Annotated in this window: 13 protein-coding genes; 7 read left to right on the forward strand and 6 right to left on the reverse strand. The window is 72.2% G+C overall.

Annotated elements, in window-relative coordinates:
• Positions 1-65 precede the first annotated feature (65 nt).
• Positions 66-764, forward strand: coding sequence for a FadR/GntR family transcriptional regulator (locus DEJ08_RS10795; protein ID WP_181438938.1), 699 nt, complete (start codon positions 66-68; stop codon positions 762-764).
• A 106-nt stretch (positions 765-870) separates the two neighbouring features.
• Here DEJ08_RS10795 and DEJ08_RS10800 read toward each other — a convergent pair whose 3' ends face one another.
• The 5 genes from DEJ08_RS10800 to DEJ08_RS10820 all read right to left on the reverse strand — a co-directional run bounded on the left by DEJ08_RS10800 (position 871) and on the right by DEJ08_RS10820 (position 4,319).
• Positions 871-1,476: a GNAT family N-acetyltransferase gene (locus tag DEJ08_RS10800; protein ID WP_027465815.1), complete on the reverse strand. Its 606-nt coding sequence runs from the start codon at positions 1,474-1,476 to the stop codon at positions 871-873.
• 9 nt (positions 1,477-1,485) lie between these two features.
• Complete coding sequence (locus tag DEJ08_RS10805) at positions 1,486-2,169, reverse strand: uracil-DNA glycosylase (protein ID WP_111054009.1); 684 nt, start codon at positions 2,167-2,169, stop codon at positions 1,486-1,488.
• 5 nt (positions 2,170-2,174) lie between these two features.
• A complete protein-coding gene (locus DEJ08_RS10810; protein ID WP_111054010.1) occupies positions 2,175-2,894 on the reverse strand; it encodes a Type 1 glutamine amidotransferase-like domain-containing protein in 720 nt (239 codons plus the stop codon).
• Positions 2,891-3,418: a phosphoribosyltransferase gene (locus DEJ08_RS10815; protein ID WP_051596753.1), complete on the reverse strand. Its 528-nt coding sequence runs from the start codon at positions 3,416-3,418 to the stop codon at positions 2,891-2,893. The genes DEJ08_RS10810 and DEJ08_RS10815 overlap by 4 nt, the downstream gene beginning before the upstream one ends.
• Positions 3,419-3,545: 127 nt before the next feature.
• Complete coding sequence (locus tag DEJ08_RS10820; RefSeq protein WP_111038593.1) at positions 3,546-4,319, reverse strand: SDR family oxidoreductase; 774 nt, start codon at positions 4,317-4,319, stop codon at positions 3,546-3,548.
• A gap of 122 nt (positions 4,320-4,441) precedes the next feature.
• Between DEJ08_RS10820 and DEJ08_RS10825 the strand changes: the two genes are divergently transcribed.
• The 6 genes from DEJ08_RS10825 (at position 4,442) to DEJ08_RS10850 (ending at position 11,984) form a co-directional block, all read left to right on the forward strand.
• Complete coding sequence (locus tag DEJ08_RS10825; protein WP_111038592.1) at positions 4,442-5,530, forward strand: acyltransferase family protein; 1,089 nt, start codon at positions 4,442-4,444, stop codon at positions 5,528-5,530.
• Between the two features lie 280 nt (positions 5,531-5,810).
• Positions 5,811-7,142, forward strand: a complete 1,332-nt coding sequence (locus DEJ08_RS10830; protein WP_111054011.1) for a bifunctional o-acetylhomoserine/o-acetylserine sulfhydrylase — start codon at positions 5,811-5,813, stop codon at positions 7,140-7,142.
• Positions 7,143-7,413: 271 nt separating this feature from the next.
• Positions 7,414-8,616 carry a homoserine O-acetyltransferase MetX gene (gene metX / locus DEJ08_RS10835; RefSeq protein ID WP_111054012.1) on the forward strand — a complete coding sequence of 401 codons (1,203 nt, stop codon included), beginning with the start codon at positions 7,414-7,416 and terminating at the stop codon, positions 8,614-8,616.
• Positions 8,617-8,748: 132 nt separating this feature from the next.
• Positions 8,749-9,906 (forward strand): sensor histidine kinase, encoded by a 1,158-nt coding sequence (locus DEJ08_RS10840; protein ID WP_111054013.1) that lies wholly within the window; start codon positions 8,749-8,751, stop codon positions 9,904-9,906.
• Entirely contained in the window at positions 9,903-11,225 is a 1,323-nt protein-coding gene (locus tag DEJ08_RS10845; protein ID WP_111038591.1) for a hypothetical protein, read from the forward strand. Before DEJ08_RS10840 ends, DEJ08_RS10845 begins: the two co-directional genes overlap by 4 nt.
• An 87-nt stretch (positions 11,226-11,312) precedes the next feature.
• Complete coding sequence (locus tag DEJ08_RS10850) at positions 11,313-11,984, forward strand: response regulator transcription factor (RefSeq protein WP_017888182.1); 672 nt, start codon at positions 11,313-11,315, stop codon at positions 11,982-11,984.
• A gap of 168 nt (positions 11,985-12,152) precedes the next feature.
• Here DEJ08_RS10850 and DEJ08_RS10855 read toward each other — a convergent pair whose 3' ends face one another.
• Positions 12,153-13,418 (reverse strand): MFS transporter, encoded by a 1,266-nt coding sequence (locus tag DEJ08_RS10855; protein ID WP_111054014.1) that lies wholly within the window; start codon positions 13,416-13,418, stop codon positions 12,153-12,155.
• Between the last annotated feature and the right edge of the window lie 44 nt (positions 13,419-13,462).

Below are 13,462 nucleotides of genomic sequence, written 5' to 3' on the forward strand. Positions count from 1 at the left end.
AGTCTGCCGCTTCGATGGGACCGGCGTCACGACGACCGCGTGACCCGTACTGCACGGAGGAAACGATGCCCACCGCACGCGGACTGCACGCCCACGTGCTCGACACCCTGGGCCAGCGGATCGTCGACGGCGACCTGGCCACGGGTTCCGTCGTGCGACCCGAACTGGTCGCCGACGAGTTCGGGGTGTCCCGCTCGGTCGTCCGCGAGGCCCTGCGCGTCCTGCAGTCCCTCGGCCTGGTCGAGCCCCGGCAGCGGGTCGGCACGCTCGTCCGCGACATCACCGCGTGGGAGCTGCTCGCCCCCACCGTGATCCGGTGGCGCGGTACCTCACCGGCGTACTTCGTGCAGCAGCGCGAGCTCGTCGAGCTCCGGCTCGGCGTCGAACCGGTCGCGGCGTCCCTGACCGCCGGCTCCGATGGTGCGGACGCCGTGCTCGCCGCTGCCGAGGACATGCTCGACGCCTGCGGACGCGAGGACAGTCGCGCCTACCTGGAGGCCGACGTCCGCTTCCACCGTGCCCTGCTCACCGGGTCGGGGAACGCCGTGTTCGCGCACTTCGCCGGCACGGTCGAGGCGCTGCTCCGCACCCGCACGTCGGAGTCGCGCGACCCCATCACGCGCTGGACGCGCGAGGCGGCGCTCCGGCACCAGGCGGTCGGGCGCGCAGCGGTCGAGGGTGACGCGGACGCCGCGGCGGCGGCGGCCACCGCGCTGCTCCGTGTGACGCGCGACGAGTTCATCACCGAGGCGCCGGCAGGCTGACGCGACCGGGCGACGGCCTGGAGGCGCGTGCCGGGGCCACCACGGGCCTCCCGTCCGCCCCGCGGCCGCGTCTCGAGCGCGACGCGCGTCGACCGCGTCGGCTCCGTCAGCGTCGTCGCGCGAACAGCCGCGGGCCGCGCAGGCGGAGCCGCATCGTGACCGTGCCGAGCCAGCGGTCGTACTTGTAGCCGACCTTGCCCATCCGGCCCACTTCCTCGAAGCCGAGCCGCTCGTGCAGCCGGATCGACGCCTCGGCCTGGCGGTCCGCGATGACGGCGACGACCTCGCGCACACCGGCCGAGCGGCACTCGTCGAGCAGCGCCTCCATCAGCGCGCGGCCGAGCCCCTTGCCACCGGACGCGGCACCGAGGTAGATCGAGTCCTCGACGACGTGGTTCGAGCGGTCCCGCGGGTTCCACGCGTCGACCAGGGCGTACCCGAGGATCTGCCCGGCGGGGTTCTCCGCCACCAGGAACGGCAGGCGGCGCTTCCGGATGTCGTCGTAGCGCTTCTTCCACGCGGCGTACGTGAACGCCGCCGGGTCGAAGGTCACCGACGAGTTGCGGACGTAGTGCGTGTGGATCTCGCGCACGTGGGGCAGGTCCCCCACCTCGGCCGCACGGATGCGGTACTCGAAGGCCGTCTCGGTCGCCGCCGGGGCACGCAGGTGTCGCGGCAGGACCCGCCGTCGCTGGTATTCCTCCTCGAGCACGTGCCGAGCCTACTGAGCGGGCAGCGTCCAGTCGACGGGCGGTGCGCCCTGCGACTCGAGCAGCGCGTTCACCTGCGAGAACGGGCGGCTGCCGAAGAACCCGCGCGACGCACTGAGCGGGCTCGGGTGGGCCGACGCGACGACCGGGGTGTCGCCGAGGAGCGGTCGCACCGAACCGGCCTGGGCACCCCAGAGCACGGCGACGAGCGGGGTGCCACGGGCGACCAGCGCGCGGACGGCCTGGTCGGTCACAGCCTCCCAACCCTTGCCGCGGTGGCTGCCGGCCTCGCCCGCCTGCACGGTGAGCACCCGGTTGAGCAGCAGGACGCCCTGGTCGGACCACGCCCGCAGGTCGCCGTGCGGCGGGGGCGTCACGCCGAGGTCGTCGGCGAGCTCGCGGTAGATGTTCGCCAGGCTCCGCGGCACCGGACGGACGGCCGGGTCGACGGCGAAGGACAGACCGATCGGGTGGCCGGGCGTCGGGTACGGGTCCTGCCCGACGACCAGCACCTTGACGGCGTCGAACGGGCTCGTGAACGCGCGGAGCACGTCGCCGCCCGCGGGCAGGTAGTGGCGACCGGCTGCGGTCTCGTCGCGGAGCCACGAGCCGATCCTGTGTACGTCGGGTTCGACGGGTGCGAGGGCATCGGCCCAGCCGGGGTCGACCAGGTCGGCGAGCGGCCGTGGTTCCACGTCGGCTACGCGCCCATGGTGGCGACGGCCACCGACTCCTCGCCGGCCATCACACGCCAGACGCTGCCGGTCCCGCGGACCTCGAGCGCGCCCTCGCCGACGACGAGCGTGGTGTCCTCGTCGATCGCGAGTCCGGCGGTGACGAACTCGGCCTCGGCGCTGGCGATGAGCCGCGCGAGCGTGCCGGCCTGCACCGCGTGCACGTCGATGGTCAGGTCGACCAGGCCGAGGCCCTCGCGGAGCTCGACCTCGTCCAGCCCCTCGGACGCCGCCTCGGGGCAGATCTCGACGCCGCCGATGCGCCAGCCGCCCACCAGGGCACGGTCGGCGGCGATCATCGCACCGGCCGAGTAGCCGAGGTAGGGCAGACCGTCGGAGACGAGCAGCCGGAGCTGGTCGACGAGCTGGGCGATCGCCGCCAGGTAGTCGGGGGTGACGCCGCCGCCGACCACCAGGGCGTCGACATCGCTCAGGACGGTGGTGTCGAAGACCTGACCGGCCGCGACCTCGGTGACGAGCACCTCGGCCGTGCGCGGGCCGCCGAGGACCTCGGCGATGTCGGCGGTCGACGACGGACTGCCGCCGTCCGGGCCCGCCACGGAGAGCAGGGCGATGCGCGGGACGCTCCGACCGACCGCGGCCGAACGGGCGGTGGCCTCGGCGAGGAACGGCGCTGCGGCGTCCGAGGCGGCGAAGAGACCGCCGCCGACCAGGTGGATGCTCACGACTCGGCCGTCACGGGGGCGAGGGCGCTCCACGGGAACGTGATCCAGCCGTCGACCCGGCGCCACACGTGGTCGGGCTCGAGGACGGTGCCGGGCTTCGAGTACAGGCAGGCGCTCCGGACGTCGGCACCGGCGTTCCGGATGATGTCGACCACCAGGCGCAGGGTGCGGCCGGAGTCCGACACGTCGTCGACGACGAGGACCCGCTTGCCGGCCAGGCTCGGGGCGTCGAGGGCGGGGGCGAGCACGACCGGCTCCTCCAGCCGCTGCTCGACGTCGGTGTAGAACTCGACGTTGATCGAGCCGCACTCCTTGGTGCCGAGGGCGTACGCCACGGCGCCGGCGATGATCAGTCCGCCGCGGGCGACGGCGACGACGACCTCGGGCTCGAAGCCGCTGGACAGGACGTCCTTGGCGAGCAGGCGTGCGGCGTCACCGAACTCGAGCCAGCCGAGTACCTCGGGCCCGCTCGTCACGGTCACGGTGGACGGAGCCGCGGGCTCGGGTTCGCTGCTGATCGGCATCCGACCACGGTACCGGCAGGGAGCCCGCGCCCGCGACCCGCGGCAGCAGCCCGGGCGCTGCGCGGGTCCGGCGCGGGGGCAGTGCGGGGGCGGTGCGGGGTCGGTCGCGAGTCCGGCGCGGGTCGGCTCAGCGGGGCGTCAGCGGGCCACGCGCCAGCTTGTGCTGCGCCGACTGCGCCACCGGCCGGATCGTCACGAGGTCGAGGTTCACGTGTGCCGGCAGCTCCACCGCGTGCACGATCGCCTCGGCGACGTCGTCGGCCACGAGCGGCTCCGGCACGTCGTCGTACACCGCGGCGGCCTTCTGCTCGTCCCCGCGGAACCGGGTGAGCGCGAACTCGTCGGTCTTCACCATGCCCGGCGCGATCTCGACGACCCGGATCGGCTCGCCGTTCAGTTCGAGCCGGAGCGCGCCGACCAGGGCGTGCTCGGCGAACTTCGCGGCGTTGTAGCCGCCACCGTTCTCGTACGCGACGAACCCGGCGGTGCTGGTCACCGTGACGATGTCGGCGCTCCCGGACTCCCGAGCGCGGTCGCGCAGGTGCGGCAGCAGCGCGGAGACGACCCGCTTCGTGCCGATCACGTTGACCTCGAACATGGCGCGCCAGTCGTCGACGTCGGACTCCTCGACGCTCGCCGAGCCGAACGCCCCACCGGCGTTGTTCACGAGCACGTCGGCACCGCCGAGGTCCGCGACCCGTGCGGCGAGCGCCGCCACGTCGTCGGCGTCCGTGATGTCGGCGACCAGGGTGTCGGCCCCGGTCTCCGCGGCGAGCGCCTCGAGCTTCGCGGCGCGGCGGGCCACGGCGAGCACGTCCCAGCCCCGCGACCGGAACAGCCGGACGGTGGCCGCCCCGATGCCCGAGCTCGCTCCGGTGACGACTGCGCGCCGTGCTGCCATGTGATCTGCCTCCTGCGTCGGTGACCGGGCGCGTGGTTGCCCGGTCCGCCCACCGTACCGAGCGGGACGCTTCCGGCACCGCACCGGGCCGTCCAGGTCACGATCCGGTAACGTGACCGGCGATGACGACGGATGCCGCCCCTCCCGCCCCCTCGGCCCCGGCGACGCAGCTCGAGCCCGGTCGAGCCCCGCGCCGGATCCCGATGTGGGACACCGCGCGGTTCGTCGCGGTCACGCTCGTGGTGATCGGCCACGCGATCCAGCGGCAGACGCCGGCGAGCGAACACGCCCTGGCGCTCTACACGTTCATCTACGCGTTCCACATGCCGGCGTTCGGCGTGATCAGCGGCTACTTCTCGTCGGCGGACACCCCGACGGCGAGGCGGATGCGCCGGACGATCACGGACATCGTCGTGCCGTACATCATCATGCAGACGATCTGGACCGTGGTGCAGGGCATCGTCGAGGGCGGCAAGGACTTCAACCCGACGAAGCCGACGTGGACCCTGTGGTTCCTGCTGGCCCTGGGCATCTTCAAGCTGATCCTGCCGTACCTGGCGCAGCTGCGGTGGCCGCTGTTCTGGGCGGTCGTGTTCAGCATCGGCGTGGGCTACTTCGACAACGTCGACTCCACGCTCTCGCTGTCCCGCGCGATCAGCCTGCTGCCGTTCTTCCTGCTCGGCTGGCAGGTCAAGCAGTGGGGCGTCTTCGACCGCTGGTACGAGGCGTCCCGCCGCACGGTCGTCCGGGTGCGGATCGCCGCCGTCGTGGTGTTCGCGGCGTGGGCGGTGTCGTGCGCGGTCTGGATCCCGCAGTTCAAGGAGTTCGACCTGCACCACTGGTTCTTCTACGACGACTCCTACTCAGGGCTCGGCGAGGACGCCTGGTGGGCGGGTGCGGTGCGCTTCGGCCTGATGCTGCTCGCGACCCTGCTGACGGCGTCGTTCCTGGTGCTCATCCCCCGTCGGAACATCTGGATCACCCGGTTCGGCGCGGCGACGATGTACGTCTACCTGCTCCACACGTTCGTGCTCTACCCGATCCGGGAGTCCGGCGTCCTGGCCGGCGAGCACTCGGCATGGCCGTTCGTGCTCCTCATGGTCGTCATCGCGTGCGCCGTCAGCCTCTTCCTGGCGCAGCCCTTCGTGCGGCGCGGGATGCGGTGGCTGCTCGAGCCGAAGGTCGACTGGCTGTTCCGCCGCGACGCGTGACATTTCCGCGCAAGCAGTCGTCTTCGCTGCGCTCAGTCGGCAGCGCGCGACGTCGCGGCAGGCCGCGACCGATCCCCCGTGGTCGCCGCCGTCAGCCCCGGGCACCATCCTGGCCGGGAGGCGCGGGGCGGGACCGGCGCGCGCGTTACGTCCCGAGGCGGGTGCGGTGGTGCGGGCCCGGCCACCTGCGTACCGTGACACCCGACGCACAGCCGCGCCGCGCCTCCAGGCCGAGCGCAGGGCGACCCGACGACCAGCCGCACCGGACAGGAGCACCAAGATGACCGAGCACGACGCCGCGCAGTGGCAGTTCGAGACCACCCAGGTCCACGCCGGCGCACAGCCGGACCCGACCACCGGGGCTCGGGCGACGCCGATCTACAAGACGACCTCGTACGTCTTCGCGAACTCGGACGAAGCGCGCGACCTGTTCGCGCTCGCCAAGCCGGGCAACATCTACTCCCGGATCATGAACCCGACGAACGACGTCGTCGAGCAGCGGATCGCCGCGCTCGAGGGCGGGTCCGGGGCCCTGCTCGTCGCGTCCGGCCAGGCTGCCGAGACCTACGCGGTGCTGAACATCGCGGGGGCGGGTGACCACATCGTGTCGTCGTCGTCGATCTACGGCGGCACGTACAACCTGTTCAAGTACACGCTGGCGAAGCTCGGCATCGAGACGACGTTCGTCGAGGACCAGGACGACCTCGAGGAGTGGCGCCGCGCGGTCCGACCGAACACGAAGCTGTTCTTCGCCGAGACCATCGGCAACCCGAAGATCAACGTCCTCGACATCACGGGCGTCAGCGACGTCGCTCACGAGTCCGGTGTCCCGCTGATCGTCGACAACACGATCGCGACGCCCTACCTGATCCGTCCGTTCGAGCACGGCGCGGACATCGTGGTGCACTCGGCCACGAAGTTCCTCGGCGGCCACGGCACGGTCATCGGCGGGATCATCGTCGACGGCGGGACGTTCGCCTGGTCGCAGCACGCCGACCGGTTCCCGGAGTTCAACACGCCCGACCCGTCGTACCACGGTGCGGTCTTCGCCGAGGCGGTCGGCAACGAGCTCGCCTACATCGTGAAGGCCCGGGTGCAGCTGCTCCGCGACCTCGGTGCGTCGAACTCGGCGGACACGGCGTTCGCGCTGCTGCAGGGCATCGAGACCCTGTCGCTCCGCATCGAGCGGCACGTGTCGAACGCGCAGGAGATCGCGGAGTGGCTCGACCAGCACCCCGACGTCGCCACGGTCGCCTACGCCGGGCTGCCGACGTCGCCCTGGTACGCGGCCGCGAACCGGTACGCGCCGAAGGGCGTCGGCGCCGTGCTGTCGTTCGAGCTCAAGGGCGGGGTGACCGCGGGCAAGGCGTTCGTGGACAACCTGCAGCTGTTCTCGCACCTGGCGAACATCGGCGACGTCCGCTCGCTCGTCATCCACCCGGCGTCGACCACGCACTCGCAGTTGACCCCCGAGCAGCAGCTGACCACCGGGGTCACGCCCGGCCTGGTGCGGCTGTCGGTCGGCATCGAGAACATCGCCGACCTGAAGGCCGACCTCGAGGCCGGGCTCGCCGCGGCCCGGGCGATCGCGCAGGAGAGCCAGCGCGCGTAGGGCTCGCGCGGCCGGGCCTGCCTGGCTGCCTGCCTGCCGATGCGCGTGCATGTTGCGACGTCCCACGTGTCGATCGACGCGTGGGACGTCGCTCGTTGCACACGCATCCGGTACGTGCGCATGGTGCGACGATCCACGAGTCGAACAACGCGCACGATGTCGGAACATGCGCGCGCACGGAACGGCGAGCACGGCCCGAAGGCCGGCCACGCGCCGGGCGTGACGTAACACGGCGGCGGCGACCCGCGCCTCCCGGCAGACTGGACGCACGATGGACTGGCAGACGACCCCCGAGGACTCCGTGCCGTCCACCCTGGTGCCCGGCACCGAACTCGGCACCCTCGGCAAGCCGCCCGTGACCGGTGCATGGCGTCCCGGTGACCACCCGGGTGCACGCCACTTCGAGTCGCTCGGCGAGCAGTGGGTGCGCGGCGGCCGCCTGCCGTCCGTGCGCGTGGCCTACGAGACGTGGGGCACGCTCAATGCCGCCCGCGACAACGCGGTGCTCGTCCTGCACGCACTGACCGGGGACTCGCACGTCACCGGTGCCGCCGGCCCGGGCCACCGCACCGCCGGCTGGTGGGGCGACGTCGTCGGGCCCGGGCGGGCGATCGACACCGACCGGTGGTTCGTGATCGCGCCGAACATGCTCGGCGGCTGCCAGGGCACCACCGGGCCGTCGTCGGTGTCGCCGTCGGGCGCGGAGTGGGGCTCGCGGTTCCCGTTCGTGACGGTGCGCGACCAGGTCGAGGTGCAGGCGCAGCTCGCCGACCGACTCGGCATCGAGACCTTCGCGGCGGTCGTCGGCGGGTCGATGGGCGGCATGCACGCCCTCGAGTTCGCGGTCTCGCACCCTGCGCGTGTGCAGCGGCTGGCGGTCCTCGCGTCGACGGCACAGACCACCGCCGACCAGATCGCGGCGAACTCCCTGCAGCGAGCGGCGATCCAGATGGACCCGGCGTTCGCGGGCGGCGACTACTACGAGGCCGACGTCGGCGAGGGCCCGCACCGCGGACTCTCGCTGGCCCGGCGGATGGCGCTCATGACCTACCGGGCGTCGGACGAGCTGAACAGCCGCTTTGCGCGGTCCTGGCAGAGCGACGTCTCCCCACTCGGCGACGACGGCCGGTTCTCGGTGGAGAGCTACCTCGACTTCCACGGCAACAAGTTCACCCGGCGGTTCGACGCCTCGAGCTACGTGACGCTGACGTACGCGATGGACTCGCACGACGTCGGCGCCGGGCGCGGCGGGGTGTCGGCGGCACTCGGGCTGGTCACCGCACGGACCCTGGTCGTGGGGATCTCGAGCGACCGGCTGTTCCCCGTCGAGGACCAGCACCGGATCGCCGCGGGCGTGCCCGATGCACTCGACGGGGACACCGCAGCGGTGATCGAGAGCGAGTTCGGACACGACGGGTTCCTCATCGAGCACGAGCAGGTCGGGGCGCACCTGCGGCGGTTGCTCGACTCCTGAACGGGCCCGCCTGCCACCACGGCGCGCCGAAGACCCCCCAACGGGTGGCGCGCGTGGAATGATGGCGTGGAGCTCGGCACTGACCGACGCTCGGTTTCCCGCACCGCCAGATCGTCACCAACCAGGACATCGATGGACTTCATCGCACAGGAACGCGACCGCTTGCTGCGGTCGGCGACCCGTGTCGTGGGCATCGTCTGCGCGCTGGTCAGCGTCGTGGGCATCCTCTCCGCCGCCGCCGTGCCCACGCTGCCCCTCATCGGCGCACTCCTCTGCATCGCCGCGATGATCACCGCCCTCGTGTGCTTCGCTCGCGGCGGCGAAGTGTGGTGGACCGCCGCCATCGTCGTCGCCGGGCTCGCCACGATGGTGCTGCTCTTCACCGGCGTCGACGACTCGGCGCGGCCCCTCGTCGCCAGCGCCGTCATGCCCCTGGCCGCCGGCGGGCTCTCGGCACCGCTGATGGCCCAGCGCGGGCACCCGGTCGGTCTCGGCATCACCATCGCCGGCGGCGGCGCCGTGGTGGTGCTCATGGTCTGGGGATCGGGCTCGCTCCTGTCGACCCCGGTCAGCGGCGCACTGCTCGGGTGGGTCCTGATGACCGTCGTGGCGATCTGGATCTCGCGCAGCATCCCCCGCGTCGCCCGCCGCATCTACAGCATCGGCACCGCCCACCGCGCCGAACGGCAGGCCAGCGAGACCGAGGCGCAGCGCCGCCAGGGTGCCCGCCTGCTGCACGACACGGTGCTCGCGACCCTGACGCTGCTGGCGCACTCCGGCGTCGGCGTCTCCGAGCAGGCCATGCGCGAGCAGGCCGCCGAGGACGCCCGACTGCTGCGGCACCTGCGCCTCGGTGCGACCCCGCAGCCCTCGCAGTCCGGTGACTACTCGCTCACCCGCGAAGAGGAATCGCCCCTCGGGCAGACCCTGGAGTCCGTCAAGCAGCGCTTCGGTCGGATGGGGCTCGAGGTCAGCTGGCACGGCACCGGGCAGGTCCTGCTGCCGTCGAACGTGCTCGACGCGTTCCTCCTCGCGCTCGGCGAGTGCCTCGAGAACGTCCGTCGACACGCCGGCGTCGGCGAGGCGCACGTCACGATCGTCCACGACAACGAGGTCGTCCGTGCGATGGTCACCGACTCCGGCGTCGGCTTCGACCTCACCACCGTCAGTGCCGAGCGACTCGGCTTCAAGGAGAGCGTCGTGAACCGCCTGCGCGAGGTCGGCGGCGACGCGAAGCTCTTCTCCGCGCCGGGCTCCGGCACCACCGTCGTCCTGGAGGCACCGCGATGACCCGGGTCCCCGAGGACACCATCGGCCGCAGCCTGCCCGGCGAGACCGCTCCGCCTGCACCCCGGACCCGCCGCGAGGCGCGCGAGCGGTACCGGACGAGCGAGCGCCGGCAGGCCAGAGGGCTCCCGTCGACGTCGACCGGTGCCCGGTCCCTGCGGCAGGCCGCCAAGCCCGGTGCCTCGCTCGGTGCCGGCTACCTTGGCCTCGGCGCCGCGGTCCTCACGGCGATCGAGGCCGTCGCCGGCATCGCGTTCTTCCTGGTGCGCTGGAACGAGTACTCCGACCCGTGGTTGCCCGCGGTCGCCTGGGGGCTCTACGTCGTCGCCGCCGTCGGGGTCGGACTCAGCGTCCTGACCTACGGCGAACGGCTGACGGGTCCGGCCTTCGCGTTGATCTGCGTCGTGCTGGCCTGCGTGGTCACCCTCGACTTCATCGGCATCTGGCCCGAGCACGACATCGCCCACACCGCGACCGCGTCGATGGCCGCCGGGTTCGCCCTGCTGCCGATCGCCACGCTCCGACCCGCCCGCGAGGTCGCCGTCGCCATCGGTGCGCTCGGCATCGCGTTCATCGTGATGGCCGTCGCGTCGACGCCGATCACGCACGACACCATGCCCGGCATCGTGTCCCTGCTGTCGCTCGTCGTCGTGCCGCCGGCGCTCGCGCTGTACGTCGTGCAGCGGTTCCGCCAGCTCGTGCAGCGCGAACTCGACCGGGTGCTCGTGCAGAGCAACGTGCAGGCGCCGCAGTTCGCCGTCGGCATGCTCGCCTCGGACGAGCTCGCCCGGCTCGACCTGGCCGCCGAGAAGCTGCTCGACGCCGTCGCCAACGGCACCGACCCGCTGCCGCTGTCCGACGCCTCGAGTTCCGTCGCCGCATCGCTCGCCACCGAGCTCCGCCTGCACCTGATCGAGGGCCGCCGCGAGACCTGGCTCTACCACGCGATCACCGAGTCCGACCACCTCGGTCGCTCGGTGAGCGTCGCCGACCCGACCGCCCTGGCGGGGCACCTCTCCCCCACCCAGCGCGACGGGCTGCTGCAGGCGATCTGGCAGATGGTCGGCGACGGCCGCACCGCGCAGCCCGGCATGCCCGTCGTCTCCGTCACCCTCGGTCCGATCGGCTCCGACGGTCACCCGGTCAGCGACGACACGATGGACGTCCCCGTCGTCATCGAGTCCCGCGGGGTGCCCCGTCGCAGCCTCGGCCCGACGGCGTGGAGTGCCCTGCAGCGCATCGGCCCGTACACCGAGACCGTCCGCGACGGCGCGCTGCACATCGTCGCGCACTGCGTCGTGAACCGACATCCGTCGATGTAGCCGCCGGACACCCGCACGCCTGACCGACTTCCGGCCCGCATCCTCCTAGGATCGGCCGAGCAATCCGCACCGAGAAAGGACGCCAGCATGGCGACTCCAGAGGAACCGATCCGACTCGCACTGGTCGACGACCACAGGATGCTCCTCGGCGCGCTCACGGAGTGGATCCGGAACGCGGCCGACGACATCACCCTGGTGGCCGCCGTCACGACCTGGCCCGAGCTCCTGACGAGCCCGGCGTTCCCGGTCGACGTGGTGCTGCTGGACCTGGACCTCAAGGACTCCATCCCGGTGTCGCTGAAGATCTCGACGCTCAAGACCGCGGGCGTCAAGACCGTCGTGATGAGCACGTACTCGGAGCCGAACGTCGTGCGCGAGGCCCTCGGCGCCGGTGCCCTCGGGTACCTCGTCAAGAGCGAGGACGCCGACATGATCGTCGAGGCGATCCGCTCCGCCCAGCGCGGCGAGCAGTACGTCTCGGCCGAGCTCGACCTCGCCATCAACAGCGGCGACGTCGGCGGTGTCCCGAAGCTCAGCGCCCAGGAGCGTCGCGTGATGGCCCTGTACGGCGGTGGCGAGCCCGTCAAGAGCGTCGCCTACCAGCTCGGCATCTCCGAGGAGACCGCGAAGAGCTACCTCAAGCGCATCCGCGAGAAGTACCGCGTCGCCGGCTTCGACGTGGGCACGAAGGTCGCGCTGCGGAAGCGTGCGATCACCGACGGCATCATCGTGCAGGACGGCAGCCCCCTGGGCCTGTAGCGCGCGTGCGTCGCGCATCGAGTGAGCAGAAGACGTCGGGTCCCGTCACGGAACCCGACGTCTTCTGCTCACTCGGGGCGGTCTTCCGCGCCACGTGACGGACGGGAGGCCCGTGGCGGCGTCGCCACGGGCCTCCCGTCCGGTGGGTGCATGCGCGCACCCCGCGTGTCAGGCCGTCGGGACCGGTGCGGTGATCGGGCCGGTGGACGGTGACGAGGAGCGGACCGCGGCGCGACGGGTACTCCGCCGCTCGACCGCGTAGCTGACCATCGTCACCAGGACGCCGAGCAGCGCGAGGCCGATGCCGAGCCAGCCCGGTGCGAGGAACCCGAAGCCGGCGGCGATGACGGCGCCACCAAGGGCCGCACCGATCGAGTTGCCGATGTTGAACGCCGAGTGGTTCAGAGCCGCCGCGATCGTGCGGGCATCCCCCGCGACGTCCATCAGGCGCGACTGCACCGCCGGCGGGATCGCCGACGAGGTCGCACCGAGCAGGAACGCGCCGAGCAGCATGCCCCAGAGCCACTGCGCCGTCAGGACGGTGACGAGCAGTGCACCGATGAGCGAGAACATGCCGACGTAGATCGTGCGCTTCACGCTGTGGTCGGCCAAGTGTCCGCCGAGCACCCCGCCGACGACCATGCCGATGCCCACGACGACGAGCACGATCGGCACGAACGACTCCGGCATCCCGGTGACGTTCTGCACGAGCGGGGAGATGTACGAGTACACCGCGAAGAACCCGCCGAACCCGACGGCGCCGAGGCCCATGACGATCCACACCTGCGGCACGCGGAACGCCCGGAGCTCTCGGCCGATCGTGGCGTGCTCGTCGCGGGCGCTCTTCGGCACGAAGGCCGCGACGGCCAGGAACGTCAGGGCGAACAGCGCGGCGACGACACCGTAGGCGACCCGCCACCCGGCCACCTGTCCGACCCACGTGATCGCCGGGACGCCGACGACGTTCGCGACCGACAGGCCGAGCAGCACCATGGCGATGCCCTTGCCGCGCTTGCCCGGGCCCATCATGTCGCCCGCGACGATCGACGCGATGCCGAAGTAGGCGCCGTGCGGCAGACCCGCGACGAAGCGGGCGACGAGCACCAGACCGAACGAGGGCAGCAGCGCGCTCGCGATCGTCGCGACGACGAACCCGACGAGCAGCACGAGGATCAGGCCCTTGCGCGGGAACCGGGCGGACATCGCCGCGATGGTCGGCGCGCCGACGACGACCCCGAGGGCGTAGGCGCTGACGAGCCAGCCGGCGTGGGCGATCCCGGCGTCGGGGTCGATGCCGTACTGCTCGGGGAGCAGGGCCTGCGCGATGTTCGGCAGCAGCCCCATCGCGACGAACTCGGTCGAGCCGATGGCGAACCCGCCGAGGGCGAGCGAGATGAGCGCGAGGGTGCGACGCGCAGGCGTGAGCTGTGACATGGGGCCTGTTCTCGTGCGGGCGGAGCGGGACGACGGTGCAGCAC

Origin of the sequence: Curtobacterium sp. MCLR17_054 (genome assembly GCF_003234335.2) — a bacterium.
GTDB classification, from domain to species: domain Bacteria; phylum Actinomycetota; class Actinomycetes; order Actinomycetales; family Microbacteriaceae; genus Curtobacterium; species Curtobacterium flaccumfaciens.

Coding starts and splice junctions, on each gene's coding strand:
- DEJ08_RS10855 (WP_111054014.1), bottom strand. CDS start 13,418: ATGTCACAGCTCACGCCTGCGCGTCGCACCCTCGCGCTCATCTCGCTC.
- DEJ08_RS10815 (WP_051596753.1), bottom strand. CDS start 3,418: ATGCCGATCAGCAGCGAACCCGAGCCCGCGGCTCCGTCCACCGTGACC.
- DEJ08_RS10795 (WP_181438938.1), top strand. CDS start 66: ATGCCCACCGCACGCGGACTGCACGCCCACGTGCTCGACACCCTGGGC.
- DEJ08_RS10845 (WP_111038591.1), top strand. CDS start 9,903: ATGACCCGGGTCCCCGAGGACACCATCGGCCGCAGCCTGCCCGGCGAG.
- DEJ08_RS10850 (WP_017888182.1), top strand. CDS start 11,313: ATGGCGACTCCAGAGGAACCGATCCGACTCGCACTGGTCGACGACCAC.
- DEJ08_RS10830 (WP_111054011.1), top strand. CDS start 5,811: ATGACCGAGCACGACGCCGCGCAGTGGCAGTTCGAGACCACCCAGGTC.
- DEJ08_RS10840 (WP_111054013.1), top strand. CDS start 8,749: ATGGACTTCATCGCACAGGAACGCGACCGCTTGCTGCGGTCGGCGACC.
- metX (WP_111054012.1), top strand. CDS start 7,414: ATGGACTGGCAGACGACCCCCGAGGACTCCGTGCCGTCCACCCTGGTG.
- DEJ08_RS10825 (WP_111038592.1), top strand. CDS start 4,442: ATGACGACGGATGCCGCCCCTCCCGCCCCCTCGGCCCCGGCGACGCAG.
- DEJ08_RS10820 (WP_111038593.1), bottom strand. CDS start 4,319: ATGGCAGCACGGCGCGCAGTCGTCACCGGAGCGAGCTCGGGCATCGGG.